We start from the raw sequence: 17391 nt of genomic DNA, 5'->3' as shown, positions 1-17391 counted from the left end.
TTCTTAAAGAACAGTTAAAAATCCCCTATAAATAAACCAATTATATATTTTTTACTATTTTCTTGACCACACAAATACTTCATTCCAAACCATTCCCACAATTGCCCTATTCAGCAAATCCAATTTCAGTTGCATTTATTTTTTCACCTTCAAAATAAAAATATGCATTCCCATTATTTAGTCCTACTTATTTGTACAGCATTTCTAATAGGCTGTGAAAATGCAACGCCCCCCCAACAAACTACTCCTAAACTCAACAAAACCGTTTCTAGCCAACCCAATAGCCTCGATGAATATCCTTATATGGAGCATCTAATAGCCCCTGCGCAACTTTTATCTTGGCAAGAAGATCCTCAAATTGAGGTTATCCTGATTGACGTTCGCAAAAAGGAAGCTTATCAAAAGGGGCATTTAAGAGGTGCTCATCACCTATGGCGACCAGATATACGCAGTACTGCATTTCCGTTCGGAGGAATGATGTTAGAAAAAGAAGCGCTTGCCAAAATTATGGGTGCTTTAGGAGCAACTGCCAAAAGTAAAATTGTATTGTACGATGCAAAAGGGAATCCTGATGCTGCTCGCCTCTGGTGGATGTTGTCTGTCTATGGCCATTCCAATACTTATTTGCTCAATGGAGGGCTTCTTAATAGCCCCAAGGGATGGATTAGCCAAGCACCAACGCCAAAAAAAGCAGCAAAGTTTACCTTTGCAGATAAAAAACGCCCAGAATTGGAAGCCAATCAGGCAGAAGTCTTGGCTGCAATAGACAATGACGATGTTTTCTTATTAGATTGCCGATCCTTAGATGAGTTTACAGGCAAAACCATCAAAGATGGAGCTTTTAGGGCAGGGCATATTCCTAGTGCTGTACATTTGGAATATTCTGAAGCAATTGCTTATGAACACTCTTGTATTTTCAGAACGCTCAAAGAGCTAACGATTCGATTCAAAAAGATTCCTAAAGACAAAAAAATTATTGTCTACTGCCAATCTGGTGTGCGCTCTGCACATACTACTTTTGTTCTTCGCGAACTTCTTGGCTATTCTGATGTTGCTAATTATGACGGCTCTTGGATAGAATGGAGTTATCATAAAAATTTGCCTATTTCTGTAGGTTTATAAATAATATAGGTTCTATAGCCGATGATTTTTGTAAAAATTAAAATTGGGGCAGCTTTTATCTATTTTTAGATCGCTGTGCTCTTAGGTGCTGTGTTAAAAACAAAACGGTCTAAAATCTAAGATCGAAACATAGTTTTAGCTTAAACAGTACTTTATAAGTAGCCTTTACCTGTTTAGCTACTAGCTCACTTCGTTCCTCGTGAGCGTTTCGTTTTATAGTTTGTCCTGTACGCAGTTAAAATTTACAAATTAATTGATTACCTTCTCCAACCGTTTGCTATTTCCTTGATTTAACAAAATTAACATGAGTGATTATTTAAAAATTCTAACCGATACCTATTCTAGTTATTACCATTTTTTGGTCGATGAAATCACGCTAAGTTATACGTACAAGCCACTTTGGCAAAATTACTTTTATCTACTAATTTTGATCTCTGTGGTTTTCTTTTTGTTGGAAATAGCAAGTCCTTGGCGCAAGAACCAAGCTAAATTTCGCAAAGATTTTTGGTTGGATGCTTTTTACATGTTTTTTAATTTTTTCATTTTTTCACTCATTATTTTTCAAGCCGCATCTAATGTAGTTGTCAATCTATTTACAGATGCTTTAGCCTTGGTTGGTATCCACAACTTAGTCGCCATAAAAGTACAAGCCATGCCCATCTGGGTGCATCTTCTTTTAGGTTTTATTGTTCGAGATTTTGTACAATGGTGGGTGCATCGTCTTTTACATAGTAGTTCTTTTCTTTGGGAATTCCACAAAGTACACCACTCTGTAGAAGAAATGGGATTTGCCGCACATTTACGCTATCATTGGATGGAAAATGTCGTGTATAAAAGCATAGAATACTTGCCACTGGCTCTAATTGGAATTGGGCTGAACGACTTCTTTATCATTCATATTTTTACGCTAATCGTTGGTCATTATAACCATGCTAATGCTAAATTCCCCGAATGGGTCAAAGGACTTGGCTTCGGAACTTTAATTGGTTTATTTATCGCTTTTGTTGCTGTTGAAGCTTCTGGAATTGGAGGATTAGCCATTGTTGGTATTTCTGCCTTGGTTGGTTTGGCCATTAGCCCAATTATTAAATATATTTTTAACAGTCCAGAAATGCACATCTGGCACCATTCTTACGAACTTCCGAGCGACAAACCCAATGGGATTAACTTTGGAATTACCCTCAGTTGTTGGGACTATATCTTTGGCACCAACCACATCCCCCATTCAGGGCGTGATATTCGTCTAGGATTTCCTGGTTTAGAGGAGTTTCCACATGATTTTGGTGGGCAATTAATTCATGGTTGGAATGGTAAGGAAACAAACCAAGAAGCTCCGTAATTTTGCGTACTTGCGTTTTTATCTAATAATTTTTCTTTTTCACACAAAAATTATTTCTAAGAACTCTAAAAACAAATTGTTTGTTTTTCTCAATAGAACGGAATATCTTTGTTAAAATTATGACCCATGAGATGGGATAGTGCTTACAAATAATATTGAGTTCAATAAGCCTATTAAAAGGAAAACAAGATTAGTTATATGATGAAAATAGTTTCATTTTTTGCAGGTGCAGGGGGATTAGATTTAGGTTTCGAAAAAGCTGGATTTGATGTAATTTGGGCTAATGAGTACGATAAGGACATCTGGGAAACTTATGAAAAAAATCATTTAAATACTATTCTAGATAGAAGGAGTATTACAAAGGTGGAGGCCGATGAGGTGCCCGAATGTGATGGCATTATTGGTGGTCCTCCTTGCCAAAGTTGGAGTGAAGCAGGAGCCTTAAGAGGCTTGGAAGATAAAAGAGGACAATTGTTTTTTGATTTCATTCGAATTCTCGAAGCCAAGCAACCTAAGTTTTTTTTAGCAGAAAATGTTAGTGGCATGTTATTGCCTAGACACAGCCAAGCCTTAGAAAACATCAAAAAGATGTTCAAAAACGCAGGCTTAGGTTATGAGCTATCTTTTAAATTGCTCAATGCAAGCGACTACAATGTCCCACAAGATCGAAAAAGGGTTTTCTTTATTGGCATCCGAAAAGATTTAAATTTTACGTTTAAATTTCCAGACCTTTCCTTTCCTAAAATATCACTCAAAGCTGCTATTGGGGATTTGCAAGATAATGTACTCCCCGCCTTAGAAATGAACCATACCAATGGTGAGCGCTGTAAATTTCCTAATCATGAATATATGATTGGGGGCTTTTCCTCCATGTATATGTCTAGAAATAGAGTTCGAACATGGGACGAGCAGTCGTTTACGATTCAAGCAGGAGGAAGACATGCGCCCATTCACCCGCAGGCTCCAAAAATGAAACTGGTAGAAAAAAATGTACGCATCTTTGTTCCTGAAAAAAAGGACTTGTACAGAAGGTTAAGTGTGCGAGAATGTGCGAGAATTCAAACCTTCCCTGACAATTTTATTTTTCATTACAAAAAGATTGCAGCTGGGTACAAAATGATTGGGAATGCTGTCCCTGTCAATTTAGCCAAATTTCTAGCCGAAAATATAAAACAACAATTGGAAGCGAATGCGGTAACTCATGCCACTTCTTTACAAGGTCTTTCTTCAAAATAATACCAGTCAATGAGTAATCTATTAGAAGCCATTTACAATATTTCTAATTTGATTGATCTAACGGTTCAAGATATTACCTTTGGAAACAATCGAGCCAATAATGTTGGAGAGGGCTTAGAAACTTTTGTCAAAGATGCTTTTGCGAATACCTTTTCAGAAGAAGACAAAGCCAAAAGACTTGAGGCTTATGCAGCCGTCTATTCTTATCAAGGAAGCAAGCGCAATCCTCCTGATTTAATGTTGCGAGGAGGGGATGCAATAGAGGTCAAGAAAACGGAAAGTTTGACCACTGAGCTTCAATTAAATAGTTCTCCTCCTAAAGCTAAACTATTTGCTAACAGTTCTTTAATTACAGAACATTGCAAAAAATGTGAAGATTGGGCGGTCAAAGATTTTATTTATGTAATTGGGCATCTTCCAAAAAAATCCAAAAATAAGCTCTCCTCGCTCTGGTTTATTGATGGTAGTCTTTATGCTGCGGATGAAACAGTTTATACTGCTCTAAAAGAAAACCTTACCACCAATATTGAAGCTATTCCTAACGTTGACTTTTCTCCAACCAATGAAATTGGACGTGTTAATGGGGTTGATCCCCTCAAAATAACCAATCTTAGGATTAGAGGTATGTGGTTGCTGCATTCTCCTTATAAGGTTTTTGATTATGTACATGGGTATTCTCCCGAAGAAAAGTTTCAGTGTATTGCCTTAATTCCTAGTGAAAAATACGATTCTTTTCCCCAAGAAAGTCGAACCAAAGTGGAAACTAGCGAAAAAATTAAATTAACGACGGTCAAAGTGCAGAACCCCAACAATCCCGTTCATCTAATGGATTGCAAGTTGATAAAATATACGATTGGCTCAACAGTCTAAATGCTATAAAACTACTATGATAAAAACGCCCCTATTATTGTTCTTTTTGCTGTTGTCTATTAGCAGCAATGCACAAGATATAGAACTCAAAGAGTTGGATATTAATACAGATGGATATACCTTATTGGATTTTGGTAGCATTAAAACAAAAAAAGGCGCTAAAAAAGAATTAACCTTAACCAATACAGGTTCCAAAAAACTAATGATCACCAAAATCGAAGAAGGTTGCCACTGCACTTCTGTCCGAATAAAAAAGAAAACGCTCGCTCCTAACCAAAGCACCAAAATACGTTTAAAATGGAAACCGATTGATGACAGCGAATTCCATTCTAGTATTATGATACACAGCAATGCTCAAAATTATCCCGAATTGTGGATACAAATCGAAGGAAATGTCCAAAGTACTTTCTAAATAAAACTGCTCATTCCAATCTAAAATAACTATATTTGTCCTCGAATTATTCAATTGATTAGAACATGAAATTTACAGGAACTGAAAACTATATTGCCGCAGAAGACCTCCAACTGGCGGTTAATGCCTCCATTGCCATGGAAAAACCTTTGTTAATCAAAGGAGAACCAGGAACGGGTAAAACGTTATTGGCGCATGAAATTGCAAAAGCACTTCAAAAGCCGCTTTTTACTTGGCATATCAAATCAACAACAAAAGCACAACAAGGCTTGTACGATTATGATGCTGTTTCTCGGTTACGAGATTCTCAATTGGGAGATGCAAAAGTCCACGATATTGCCAACTATATTATAAAAGGAAAACTATGGGAAGCGTTTGAAGCAGATGAGCGAGTGGTTTTATTAATTGATGAAATTGACAAAGCTGATATCGAATTTCCCAATGATTTATTGTTGGAATTGGACAAAATGGAATTTTTCTGTTATGAACTGAATAAAACCATCAAAGCCAAACATCGCCCAATTGTAATTATTTCCTCCAACAACGAAAAGGAACTTCCTGATGCCTTTTTGAGACGTTGTTTTTTCCATTATATTTCTTTCCCTGATCGAAATACACTGCTGCAAATCGTTGATGTTCACTATCCTAATCTTGAAAAAGATTTGATTGCTGAAGCCATTGAACAATTTACCCAAATTAGAGCCATTAGAGGCCTCAAAAAAAAGCCCTCTACGAGTGAATTATTGGATTGGATCAAGTTGTTGATGGTGGGTAAAATTAATGCAGAAGGGCTTCGCTCAGCACAAGAACAAGGAAAAATTCCATTAATTGGAGCCATTATCAAAAACGAACAAGATTTAGCATTACTCAACCATTTGCAAAAAGCCTAGCATGTTTTTAGATTTTTTCTTATTACTAAAAAATCAAGGCCTCCCTGTTAGTTTGGTGGAGTATTTGTCTTTGCTTGAAGCATTAAATAAGCGTGTGATTCAAAAAAGCGTGAATGAATTCTATTATTTGTGCCGAATCTCACTGATTAAAAACGAAAAGCATTTAGATGATTTTGATCGTCTATTTGGATTGTATTTTAAAGGCATTGAAACTATTTCAGATGAAACCTTATTTGAAATCCCAGAAGACTGGCTTAGCCAAAACGGCGAACGTTTATTCTCACCCGAAGAGATGGAAAAAGTTAAAGCCATGGGTGGGCTCCAAAAACTCCTTGAACGTATCCAAGAGCTCTTTAGAGAACAAAACGAACGTCATCAAGGAGGCAATAAATGGATAGGAACTGGAGGAACGTCTCCCTTTGGTGCTTATGGCTACAACCCTGAGGGGATACGAATCGGACAACATGAATCTAGGCATCGTCGTGCGATAAAGGTTTGGGATAAACGGGACTTTGAAAATCTAAAAGATGATGTAGAGCTTGAAACTCGTAACATTAAGCTAGCACTCAAACGCCTACGCCGAATTACCAGAGAAGGAACAGAGGAGGAACTTGACTTGCAACAAACCATCAAAAAAACCTCTGAAAATGCAGGAATGTTGGAACTCAAAATGTTGCCCAAAAAGAAGAACAACGTCAAGGTCTTACTGCTGTTTGATATTGGGGGATCTATGGACGATCATATCGCCCTTTGTTCTCAACTCTTTTCTGCTGCCAAATATGAATTCAAAAATTTAGAATTCTACTATTTTCACAATTGTATTTATGAAATGCTGTGGAAAGACAATACAAGGCGTTGGGGGGAATTTATCTCTACTTATGATGTCCTCAATAAATACAACAGCGATTATAAGGTCATTTTTGTGGGAGATGCCTCGATGTCACCTTATGAAATTATGATGAAGCATGGCAGTGTCGAACATTATAATGAAGAAGCGGGAATTGTTTGGTTAAATCGCCTCAAACAGAAATTCCCAGCCATGGTTTGGCTAAATCCTGTTCCTCAAAAAGAGTGGCGGTGGACTCGTTCTATCCAAATCCTCAATGAATTTATGGAGGAGCGTATGTTCCCTTTGACCATTCGAGGAATTGGAGAAGCTGTAGAAGCCTTAAAAGATTAAGTTTATAAGCACTATAATTTTTTAGCAATTACGCCTTCTTCCATCAACACAATAATAATAATTGGTACGGGAATATCCCCTTCCCAATTATACAAAATATCTCCTTCTCCATGACCGCCCATACGCAGCATTTTATTGGTCCAGTTGCAAATTACATTGCCTGTTGGAGCACTGCCATCAATCAGTAAGTCATTTTTATAATTATAGATGATATTATCTCCTTTGTGATTCCCCAACCTCAAATTGGTTCCATCCCAGTTGTACAAGGCTTTGTTAAATTTAGAATTGCCTGCTCGAACATAAACACCATCAAAATTATACACTACGTCTCCATAACTAGCATTTCCCACAATTAATTTTTTTCCATTCCAATTGTAAATAACTTTGGCAGTTGGAGCACTTCCTTTTCTAATCTTTGGATTCATATTTTATAACGTTTGAAGTAGAAATACTTTCTTATTTTTGCATCAGCAAAGTATATTGTTTTCTAAATTTAAGAAAATATTTATATTTTATCTTTTAGTCGTCTGTTAATTTTAGCAAAGGGGCTACAAAATGGAAATCATGTCAATAAAGGCAATTCAAAAGAATGGATAAATCAATAACGCATTTAGTAATTAATTGGATAAACATAGAAGATAATGTTATTCTTGTTGGAGCAACAGATAATCAACGATGGGAATCGGATATAGAAATAGGAATGTCTGGCGTTGATTCCAAAACAATTGTTTATGTTACGTTAACAGACCATGGCAAAGGCATATCTATTTCTGAAAAAGCAGAGTTTCACTGTTCTCCTGGTGACCCGACTAGAACGCTTGCGATGTCCCATCTAATCAAATTATATGAAATTGCTTGGATGATCAAAAATAAAAACCTTGATCTTCAAACCGCTCTAAATTCTTTTTGGGGCAAAAAAATAGCCTAAGTTTATCACAAGCATTATCATCATACAGTAAGCAATTCATGACAATTTCTCCTCAATACAGCCTATCTATCGTAAGTCTCCTTGCATTTCTATTGGGTTTATCTTGCATTGATCAGGGGCACAACTGGGCAGATGATTTTGCCCTATATCTAGAGCAATGCCAAGCACTCGACCAAGGAACCCTAGTAAACCTACTGGAACAAAATCGCTATGCAATGGACAACTCTTATGCCCATGTAGGTCCTTATTTATATCCATCTGGCTTTCCGCTTTTATTATTGCCAATGTACCAACTGTGGGGAATGAATTTATGGCTTATGAAAGTTTACTGTTTGCTATTTTTTATTGCTAGTATACCACTCGTTTATTTCATTTTTAAAAGAGTAAGCCAATCTAGCAGCAAAGCATTTATAATTACCTTATTGGTGGCATTAAATTATCATTTTATCCGTTTTTCAGACCACATTTTATCCGATTTACCTTTTTTCTTTTTCAGTCTGCTTTGTGTTTATCAAATTCAACAACAAAAATATAAGCGCCCCCAACCAGCGTTTTTATTGGGTCTGTTGATTTTTTTTAGCTATAACATTCGAGATATTGGAATTTGTTTATTGCCCTGTCTATTGGTTCATCAATATTATTCTAAACCAAAGCTTGCCCTGTGGATATTAGGGCTACCATATTTTGCCTTTATAGTTTCGGCAGGTATTCGTTATTGTCTACTGCCTAGTACAGGAAGCGAACTGCTCCAGTTATTAAGCACAATCACACTAAACAGCATTTTAAACAACCTCTATTATTACTGGTTACTTATTGGAAATTATTTTGTTATTTTTCGAGGGCTGCCCCTCCTAATCCAAGGAATTTTGGCTAGTCTCGTATGCGGTATCATTGGCATAGGGCTATTCAAAACAAAAATAAGTAATCCATCCATTGTCATTTATATAGGTACTACAATAGGCATTTATTTGCTTTGGGTAAGTTTTCAGGGAATGCGCTTTTTGTTTCCAGTTCTCCCCTTTTTAGTATTCTATCTGATAGAAGGCATTTATGCACTTATACCATCTACTAAAAAGCGAAAAATCGTATTGGGAACATTAGTTACGGTCAGTTTAATCCAAAGCTTAGGTACCAGCGTTTATTATTGGCAAAAAGACACTAACGAAGCCCATTCTGCTGAGTTGCAAAGCATCTATCAATTTATACGACAGGAAACGCCTGAGAAGGCCCTTATTATTTTTCAAAAGCCAAGAGCATTGCGGCTCTTTACAGGTAGAAATTCCATTCAAAAACCACTAAAAGAAGCGCAATATAGTTTGGTAAAACGAGACCACACCGTTGACAATACGGCTTCAATTATTTTTCAAACCGCTAATTATACTCTAGTAAAACATCATACATTTTAAGGGCTAACTTATTGAAGTTTTTATATAATGGCAATATTTAATTTTAAATTCATCTCAATTCAATATACATCATGCAACAACTGAACACAATACGTACAATTATCCGCCCCTTATCGGTTACTGATTTTGAGGAAATAGTAGCCATGTATTTAGAACCTAATTCCAATGCATTTATCCCTCCCCTTCAAAACAAAACAGAAGAAGAATACTTGGCTTTTCTGCATCAAAAAGTAGCAGCCAATCGCCATTCACAAGGCTTAGGTTTTTGGACAGTGCGTAGTATAGAGGATGAACGCTTTCTTGGAACGGCCAATTTAAATACAATGGAGGTATTAAATATAGTGCATATAGGAGCGCATCTAAAACGTAGTGCTTGGGGGCTGGGATATGCCACTGAAGTATTGTCTGTCTTAAAAGAATATGGGTTCCAGACCTTAAATTTATCCAAAATTTATGGCATTGTTAGCCCAGATCATAGCGCCTCTAAAAATATGCTTCAAAAGATAGGACTCAACTATGAATCTACAACCACATTAGGAGGAGCACCTATTGATCTATTTTCTATTGTTCAGTAAATATAATAATTCGGCAACTTGAAAACAGACTGTTTCAAATTGCCGAATTTATACCATTAACCTGCGGTTTTAGCTCAATGCTGCTACCGCTTTTTTGATTCTACCGATCGCCTCTATCAACTGATCTTCAGAAGTAGAATAAGCAATACGCACACAATCATCAGCACCAAAAGCTACCCCTGCAACAATGGCAACATGTGCTGTATAAAGAATGTACTCACAAAAATCAGAAGAGTTATTAATCACTTTACCGTCTACTGATTTGCCATACAAAGCGCTTATATCAGGAAAAACATAAAATGCTCCTTCTGGGAAGTTAACCTTAAAACCATCAATCTCTTTGAGTAAAGAAAGTACTAAGTCACGACGTTTTCTAAATGCAGCATTCATTTCATGCGTAGGTGTCATATCTGCTAACAAAGCATCTGCTGCTGCCTTTTGCCCAAAAGCATTGGCTCCAGAAGTAAATTGACCTTGCATTTTGGCACAAGCTGCCGCTACCCAACGAGGAGCTGCCATATAGCCCAATCGCCAACCTGTCATAGAAAAGCCTTTAGAAAAGCCATTAATAACAATGCAACGATCAGCAATTGATTCAAAACTAGCAATACTAAAATGACCTTCTTCTAAAAAGTTGATGTACTCATAGATTTCGTCTGAAGCGACCAATACCTCAGGATGTTGCTCCAATACCTTAACCAATGGCTCAAAATCCTGTTGGGTATAAACCATTCCTGTAGGATTGCAAGGAGAAGAAAATAGAACCATACGTGTTTTATCAGTAATGGCAGCTTCCAGTTGATCAGCAGTGACCTTAAAATCATTCTCAATGGTTGCATTAATAAAAACAGGTTTTGCACCACTCAAAGCAATTATTTCCTTATAAGAAACCCAATAAGGAGCAAAGATAACCACCTCATCACCTTCATTAAGCAATGCCAATGAAAGGTTAGCAAGACATTGTTTCGCACCATTAGAGACCACGATTTGATTAATGTCAAAATCAAGATTATTGTCTCTTTTTAGTTTCGTTACAATTGCCGTTCGCAGCTCAACCAACCCAGGAACAGGCGTATACTTAGTATAGCCCTCTTGCAATGCCTTGTAAGCAGCTTCTTTAATAGGATTGGGAGTATCAAAATCAGGCTCGCCCAAGCTCAAGCTAATAACTTCATTGCCTTGCGCTTTGAGTTCTCTTGCCAATTGAGCCATTTTGATCGTGGCAGATTCCGCCATGTTTTTTAAACGGTCAGAAACATACATGATTAATTTTCAGTTTATATGAGTGATAAATTTTTTATTTATTCTGTTCCAAGCGTTTTGCTTTGTCCCACAATTCATCCATTTCCTCCAAAGACAAATCAGCCAATGCCCGATTTGCGTTATCTTCAATAAATTTAAATCGTCGAATAAATTTCTTATTGGTTTTCTCCAGAGCAGCTTCTGGATCAATTTTTAGGTAACGGGCATAATTAATCAAGGCAAACAAAACATCGCCAAACTCATCCGCAATACGCTCTGAGCTTTCTCTATCGTCTACCGTTATTTGCAATTCGCCTAGCTCTTCCTCTACCTTGTCCCAAACATCCTCAATTTCTTCCCATTCAAACCCAACTTGTTTTACTTTTTCTTGAATTCGATAAGCCTTAACCATAGAGGGCAACGATTTGGGTACCCCTTGCAAAATAGAAGTCTTTCCCTTTTCTTGCAACTTCAACAATTCCCAGTTTTTCTTAACGGTTGCTTCATCTTCGGCAACTACATCTCCATAAATATGAGGATGCCGATGTACTAATTTATCACAAAGCGTATTTAAAACATCCGCAATGTCAAATGCCTTTTTTTCGCTGGCTATTTTAGCATAAAAAACCATGTGCAACATAAGATCTCCAATCTCTCCCTTTAATTCCTCTAGGTTTCCTTCTTGAATAGCGTCTACTAACTCATAGGTTTCTTCAATGGTTAATATACTTAAACTTTCTAAAGTCTGCTTTTTGTCCCAAGGGCATTTTTCTCTTAGGTCGTCCATAATATTGAGCAGACGCTCAAAAGCTTTGATCTTTTCTTCCATAATATTAAATGTATCTTATGTTGCACGCTGTGCTTTATCTATTTTTGTTTTATCACTAAAATTCATCCAGCCCCTTCCTCTATTTATACCTATAGGCTTCTAAAAACATAAAAACCTAATTATCAAACCATTAAATTCTTAATTCCAATTCACAGACCAACCAACATATAAACACCCGTTTCTTTTACTAAATAGAATGTAAGAAAATTCAAATTTTATTCCCTTTTATAGACCAAGACAAAGGTATAAATAATGTTTGACATATAAGTTTAGAGCACCATAAAAGTCAACTTCCTTTTTCTTTTTACATTGCTTTTGCTAACTATAGCAGATTAATAAAATAAGGGAACATCTAGGGGCAAGTATATATTATTTTACACTCTATATAATATCCTGCTATCCTATTTTTTAAAAATATAATTTTTATTTTACGCTAAAAAAAAGAATTTTACCATATATTTTTATCACAATTAAATATTAAACAAATGTATAAACTTTGGCAAGAATGGACCTATCCTTGGCAAGAATAGGCTATTTATTTTCCTCAAAAAAAAGCACTTTTGCACTTAATTAACATTTTAATAAAAGTTGGCATATTCCCTTAAGTTTGAAAAAAATGTTAACTTTACTTTAACAAATAAAAAAACAACTCAACCTTTCATTTAATACTTCGCTGATTAGTTATGTTGCTACTATGTGGTACCTGTGGTGCTACTGTGGTTTCTAACGGAGTAATGTTTATTAAAAACTAACTATTAATCCATTACTAACGTCCTATTTCAATGAAACAGATCCCCTTGATTATTGTTTTACTATCCATTATAGGTTGCGCTAAGGAACCTGGTTTAGGAGGAAATGCTGCTATTGTTGGCAAATTAAAACTTGAAAATTATAATGCTGATTTTTCTGTGCTTAAGCAGAGTTATTATCTTAATAATGAAAGTGTTTATCTTATTTTTGGAGATAACGCAGCGTATGGAGATCGGGTAAGAACTAATTTTGATGGTTCCTATGAATTTAGAAATCTAAATATGGGGCAGTATACGCTATATGCCTACTCTAAAGATTCTACTTTTCTTTCTCCTTCTGGCTATAGTCCTGTTATGAAGACGATAGAAATAACTCAGCAACAAGAGTTAGTACAAGTAGAAGATCTTGTAATTCTAGATAATGATGTAAAGGGCTTTGCTTCCATCCGAGGAAAAGTTTTGGTAGATGATGGCACAAATCAATACTATGCTCCTGATGAACGGGTCTATATTATTTATGATAATAGTCCTAATGTTGAATCAAGCCAACGAACAAACTATGATGGTTTTTTTGAGTTTTCGGGATTGCCTATAGGTACCTACCAAATCTATGCGTATACCAAAGACGACCAAGCTCCTTCTGGGGTACGACCAATCATTCAAAATGTTACAATAGATAGTATCAACCAACAACTGGTTCTCCCTGACTTAGTAATCAATCAATAAGGATGAAATTTTATAGGTACCTTGCTTTATTTCTGCTTGTAAATTCATTGGTTGTTCCTAATTTGCAAGCACAAGATTTAACAGACGGAATAAAATCGTGGTTCGGCTATAGTGTCAATGTAAATATAGGCAAACGTTTTAAAGGTAAATTTGCTCAGTTATATAGTGTTGATTTGCCTGATGCTAGATTTGGTTTTATGCAAACAGACGTAACACTTGCCTATAAACTAACGGGAAGACACTATCTCCAAATTGAATTTTCTAGTGCTCAATATCCTTGGAGAAGCAGACACATTAATTTTGGCTTCTCTAATAATCCACTAGGGTTAACTAGTTATCAACGACTTACACTTAATTACAATGTTAGTCATAAATTATTAAAAAAAAATAATCATTTAAAACTTAAACATTATGCAGTAGCTCAACTATTTTTTCCACAACCAGAAAAGCATAGAGTGCGATTTATTTATACGCTACGTATCTACTATGCTAACAAAAAATGGCCGTGGCGTATAAGCCCTTATTTGGCTTCCTCTCTTTATTATTATTTGGGAGGGCGACCAATTATTTACTACAATAATGAAGGGCAAATAACTGGGTATAATTCACCCAATGGTTACCATCGTTTTAGAGTAAAAACGGGTTTTAGCTTTCGTCCATTTAAGAACGTCTTATTTAATTGTACGTTGTATGTTATTTTTCAATGGGAATTTAATACAGGAATATTCCCCAACACTGATATTAATTACAAAAGACCCATTTCGTTAGATAATGTGTCTTATCCTTTTAATCCTACTTCTATAAAAACACAACAACCATTTAATAACTATACTGCTATTGGTTTGCACCTTAGTTATAGAATAAAAGTTGCCTTAAAGAAAAAAAATGCGAGATAAAATTAAGATAGCAATAATTTGCAAAGGGATTCAAGATTTTGACATCGACCAAAATATAAAGTATAACCACAAGCCCAAGGCTGGTGATGTTGCAGTATTTGAAGTATTAGAATTGGGCAAACACTCCTCTATACAGGGACTCAATGGAAACAACCGTTATATTTTTCCTGGCGACATTATTATGGCTGCTTTTGGTAGTCGTTATGCAACGGGACAACTTGAAGGACTTGTTCCTAAAAAATACTGCGAAAACTATCAAATTTTAGGAAAAGGAGGAGCGATAGGGGTCATCACATCAATGCATGCCAAGCTAGCTGCAAAGGGTCCGACCCAACTAAGAATGATTGGCTATGCTACCAAGGATGGAAAGGTTATTAATACTAAATATTTATCGCATAAACGCAGTAGGTTTAATCCACAAAAAAAACGAAAAAGCAAGGTTATTCTTTCCTTAGGAGCTAGTATGGACAGTGGCAAAACAACAACTGCTGCCTATTTATGTAGAGGAATGTCTAGATCTGCCAAAGTTGCTTATTTTAAATTAACAGGTACGGTTTATGCCAAAGATCGTTCCTTGGTAAGAGACTGTGGAGCTTGTTTTGTTTCTGATTTTTCTACGTTGGGTTATCCATCTACCTATCTGTGTAGTAGAACAGAATTATTAGATTTGTACGAAAGCTTAACCAATCTAACCAGTAAATACAATCCTGAATATACCATTGTTGAAATTGCCGATGGGCTTCTTCAAAGAGAAACTAGCATGCTGCTTCAGCACAAGCCATTTTTAGCGACAGTAGATAGTGTTGTTTTTTCTGGAGGTGATAGTATGAGTGCGCTTTTAGGGTATAATATGCTAACAGAGTGGGGCGTAAAACCAGCAGCTGTAGGTGGGCTTTTTACAGCGAGTCCTCTATTAGCAAGAGAAGTTGAAGAAGTGGTTGATATTCCAATTTTGAACCTTGATGGGCTTTCAGATCCTAATGTAATTCATATTTTTGATCCGACAAAAAATAAGGTAACTGTGGAATTAGCCAATAGCTACAATTAGAAATCGTATATTGATTGGGTAATACAATCTATGCAGAAAATACTAAGAATAAGCATCTGCTAAAACATACATTTTTTATCTTAAGCCATCTTTTTTAGAGGTTTTAAATGTATTCTGTATTTTTTCTGTTAAAAATTCCCCTTAGTATTCCGATCAATTTTTCAAAAGAAAAATAAACAATAAGTATCTAGGCGTAGCAGATAGAAATGGTTCCGCCTATCATAATTGTACTTATTAATTTTGTAACTAGAATACATTGAATGACCTCTACTTCTAAAAAAACATTACTACTTAGTTTTTTATCCAAAAACAAGCTTCGAGTTACTGGCGTAATCATTATTGGTTTTTGCTCTAGTATTTTAAAAATACTGATTCCAATTGCTTTGGCTAAATACTATAGCCTAGCCTTTGAAACGAACTCTCCTAAAATATACTTGTTAGAATTTTTTCCAATTTCTTTTACGGATACGATTCCCCATTTTTTGATGTTTTTTTTGGGGCTAATCGTCATTACAAGTATTTTTGATTTTTTGGAGCGTTTAGGCAAGGGAGTAATGGGCGAGCTTTTTTTGTTCCAATTGCGAAAAATTTTATTCCAAAAACAATTACACTTAACGCAAGCGATTTATGACGAAAAAGGAACAGGACGCTATTTGTTGCGCTACAGTGGTGACTTAAAAAGTATCCAAGGCTATTTAACAAAGGGCATTTTACAATTTACCATTGATATTTTATTTTTATCCTTAACAATGGCTGTTCTTTTTGCGATCAACCCTACCATTTGTCTAATCATCATAGGTTGTACACTCATTACCTTAGTTTTTATGATTTTTGTCAATCGCTGGTTGTATCGTATTTCTATGGTTCGCCGCAATAGGAAATCAAATTTACTCTCCTTTGTCAATATTCACCTTAGAAGTATCCTTTCTGTCAAATCTTTTAATAAAGAAAAAAGTGCGTATAAAAAATATGAGCGAAGAGTCAAAAAAATACTCGACCTAGGTGTTAATTACCATATAGTCAATAGCTTTATCCAAGCCACCACCAAATCCATGGTTTATATCATGTTAGCTGGTATCCTAGCGTTTGTACACTTATCGTCTTGGCAATCGGGCAGTGAACTTCTAATAACCGTATTGTTATTGGTTACCATTTTGCCCCTTTTTAGGAGAACACTACGGGTTTATAGCATTTGGGAATTAGGAAATATTTCATTCTCTAAATTATTAAATATTCTCAATCTGCCTTCGGATCAAAATAAAATAGATCCTTCTATTCAACGAATAAGCGGCAATCGAATTATTGTTCGAAATCTAAATTTCAAACTAGGAGATAAGGTTTTGTTTGAAAACCTATCTTTGACTATTCGCTCCAAATCAATTTCCTTGGTTACAGGAAAAGGAAAAACAACTTTTGTCAAATTACTGTTGGGTATTTATAGAAATTATAGTGGAACAATAAAAGTAAATCGAACAAATATTCGACATTTAGCTCCTAAAGTAATCCGTAGAAAAATTACAATTATCTCAGCAGATTGGCCCCTTTATGGAAAAACTGTCTTTGATGCCATTTCTTACAATAAAAAAGAGAAAAAAAGAATCGCAGCAGCGGAACTCTTAGCGCTTCTACAAAACAACCAAGATGAAAAACTAACCTTGGACATGCCTATTGGTGAAATGGGACAGTTGTTATCCTACAATCAATATATTTTACTCTGTTTTGCCCGAGCTATTTTAACTCGAAAAAAAATCATATTAATTGACATTCAATTCCAAAACTTAGCCCCTCAATTACAATTAACATTAACCCAATACATCAATTCTATCAAACAAAACAAAACTATTGTTATCTTTGGACAAGACGAAGCTCAATTTCCCAATATCCAATTCGATAGAAAACATACGCTAAATACACCGTCAATTAACTACTTATTAAACTAAGCT

Annotated in this window: 17 protein-coding genes; 14 read left to right on the top strand and 3 right to left on the bottom strand. The window is 35.7% G+C overall.

The features are described 5' to 3' along the window. Positions 1-162 precede the first annotated feature (162 nt). The 7 genes from AsAng_RS03340 (at position 163) to AsAng_RS03310 (ending at position 7049) form a co-directional block, all read left to right on the top strand. A complete protein-coding gene (locus AsAng_RS03340) occupies positions 163-1122 on the top strand; it encodes a sulfurtransferase (protein WP_264791367.1) in 960 nt (319 codons plus the stop codon). 304 nt (positions 1123-1426) lie between these two features. Beyond that, positions 1427-2461, top strand: coding sequence for a sterol desaturase family protein (locus AsAng_RS03335; protein ID WP_264791366.1), 1035 nt, complete (start codon positions 1427-1429; stop codon positions 2459-2461). 201 nt (positions 2462-2662) lie between these two features. After that, positions 2663-3697 carry a DNA cytosine methyltransferase gene (locus AsAng_RS03330; RefSeq protein ID WP_407655322.1) on the top strand — a complete coding sequence of 345 codons (1035 nt, stop codon included), beginning with the start codon at positions 2663-2665 and terminating at the stop codon, positions 3695-3697. A 9-nt stretch (positions 3698-3706) separates the two neighbouring features. Next, positions 3707-4567 carry an NgoPII family restriction endonuclease gene (locus AsAng_RS03325; RefSeq protein ID WP_264791364.1) on the top strand — a complete coding sequence of 287 codons (861 nt, stop codon included), beginning with the start codon at positions 3707-3709 and terminating at the stop codon, positions 4565-4567. Positions 4568-4583: 16 nt separating this feature from the next. Continuing rightward, positions 4584-4979 (top strand): DUF1573 domain-containing protein, encoded by a 396-nt coding sequence (locus AsAng_RS03320; RefSeq protein WP_264791363.1) that lies wholly within the window; start codon positions 4584-4586, stop codon positions 4977-4979. Between the two features lie 65 nt (positions 4980-5044). Further along, the gene (locus tag AsAng_RS03315; protein ID WP_264791362.1) at positions 5045-5869 is read left to right on the top strand and encodes an AAA family ATPase; all 825 of its coding nucleotides are present in this window, start codon (positions 5045-5047) and stop codon (positions 5867-5869) included. 1 nt (position 5870) lies between these two features. Further along, on the top strand, positions 5871-7049 hold the full coding sequence (locus tag AsAng_RS03310; RefSeq protein WP_264791361.1) for a vWA domain-containing protein: 1179 nt from the start codon (positions 5871-5873) through the stop codon (positions 7047-7049). Positions 7050-7060: 11 nt separating this feature from the next. Here the strand turns inward: AsAng_RS03310 and AsAng_RS03305 are convergent, their stop codons facing one another. Continuing rightward, positions 7061-7474, bottom strand: a complete 414-nt coding sequence (locus tag AsAng_RS03305) for a hypothetical protein (RefSeq protein WP_264791360.1) — start codon at positions 7472-7474, stop codon at positions 7061-7063. A 164-nt stretch (positions 7475-7638) separates the two neighbouring features. Between AsAng_RS03305 and AsAng_RS03300 the strand changes: the two genes are divergently transcribed. From AsAng_RS03300 to AsAng_RS03290, 3 genes are all read left to right on the top strand, one after another. After that, complete coding sequence (locus AsAng_RS03300) at positions 7639-7977, top strand: hypothetical protein (RefSeq protein ID WP_264791359.1); 339 nt, start codon at positions 7639-7641, stop codon at positions 7975-7977. 38 nt (positions 7978-8015) lie between these two features. After that, positions 8016-9383: a phospholipid carrier-dependent glycosyltransferase gene (locus AsAng_RS03295; RefSeq protein ID WP_264791358.1), complete on the top strand. Its 1368-nt coding sequence runs from the start codon at positions 8016-8018 to the stop codon at positions 9381-9383. A 71-nt stretch (positions 9384-9454) separates the two neighbouring features. Continuing rightward, positions 9455-9958, top strand: a complete 504-nt coding sequence (locus AsAng_RS03290; RefSeq protein WP_264791357.1) for a GNAT family N-acetyltransferase — start codon at positions 9455-9457, stop codon at positions 9956-9958. A 69-nt stretch (positions 9959-10027) separates the two neighbouring features. Here AsAng_RS03290 and AsAng_RS03285 read toward each other — a convergent pair whose 3' ends face one another. Together AsAng_RS03285 and mazG are read right to left on the bottom strand one after the other, a co-directional pair. Further along, entirely contained in the window at positions 10028-11194 is a 1167-nt protein-coding gene (locus tag AsAng_RS03285; RefSeq protein WP_264791356.1) for a pyridoxal phosphate-dependent aminotransferase, read from the bottom strand. A gap of 61 nt (positions 11195-11255) precedes the next feature. After that, a complete protein-coding gene (gene mazG, locus AsAng_RS03280; protein ID WP_264791355.1) occupies positions 11256-12029 on the bottom strand; it encodes a nucleoside triphosphate pyrophosphohydrolase in 774 nt (257 codons plus the stop codon). A 782-nt stretch (positions 12030-12811) separates the two neighbouring features. On the opposite strand from mazG, the gene AsAng_RS03275 reads away from it, so the two are divergent. The 4 genes from AsAng_RS03275 (at position 12812) to AsAng_RS03260 (ending at position 17388) form a co-directional block, all read left to right on the top strand. Beyond that, a complete protein-coding gene (locus tag AsAng_RS03275) occupies positions 12812-13504 on the top strand; it encodes an MSCRAMM family protein (RefSeq protein ID WP_264791354.1) in 693 nt (230 codons plus the stop codon). 2 nt (positions 13505-13506) lie between these two features. Beyond that, positions 13507-14400, top strand: coding sequence for a hypothetical protein (locus AsAng_RS03270; RefSeq protein ID WP_264791353.1), 894 nt, complete (start codon positions 13507-13509; stop codon positions 14398-14400). Beyond that, positions 14390-15448, top strand: coding sequence for a hypothetical protein (locus AsAng_RS03265; RefSeq protein WP_264791352.1), 1059 nt, complete (start codon positions 14390-14392; stop codon positions 15446-15448). Before AsAng_RS03270 ends, AsAng_RS03265 begins: the two co-directional genes overlap by 11 nt. A 260-nt stretch (positions 15449-15708) precedes the next feature. Further along, entirely contained in the window at positions 15709-17388 is a 1680-nt protein-coding gene (locus AsAng_RS03260; RefSeq protein WP_264791351.1) for an ABC transporter transmembrane domain-containing protein, read from the top strand. Positions 17389-17391 lie beyond the last annotated feature (3 nt).

This window comes from Aureispira anguillae (genome assembly GCF_026000115.1).
Taxonomy (GTDB): Bacteria; Bacteroidota; Bacteroidia; order Chitinophagales; family Saprospiraceae; genus Aureispira; species Aureispira anguillae.
This window is presented reverse-complemented; position numbering and strand designations above follow the sequence as displayed.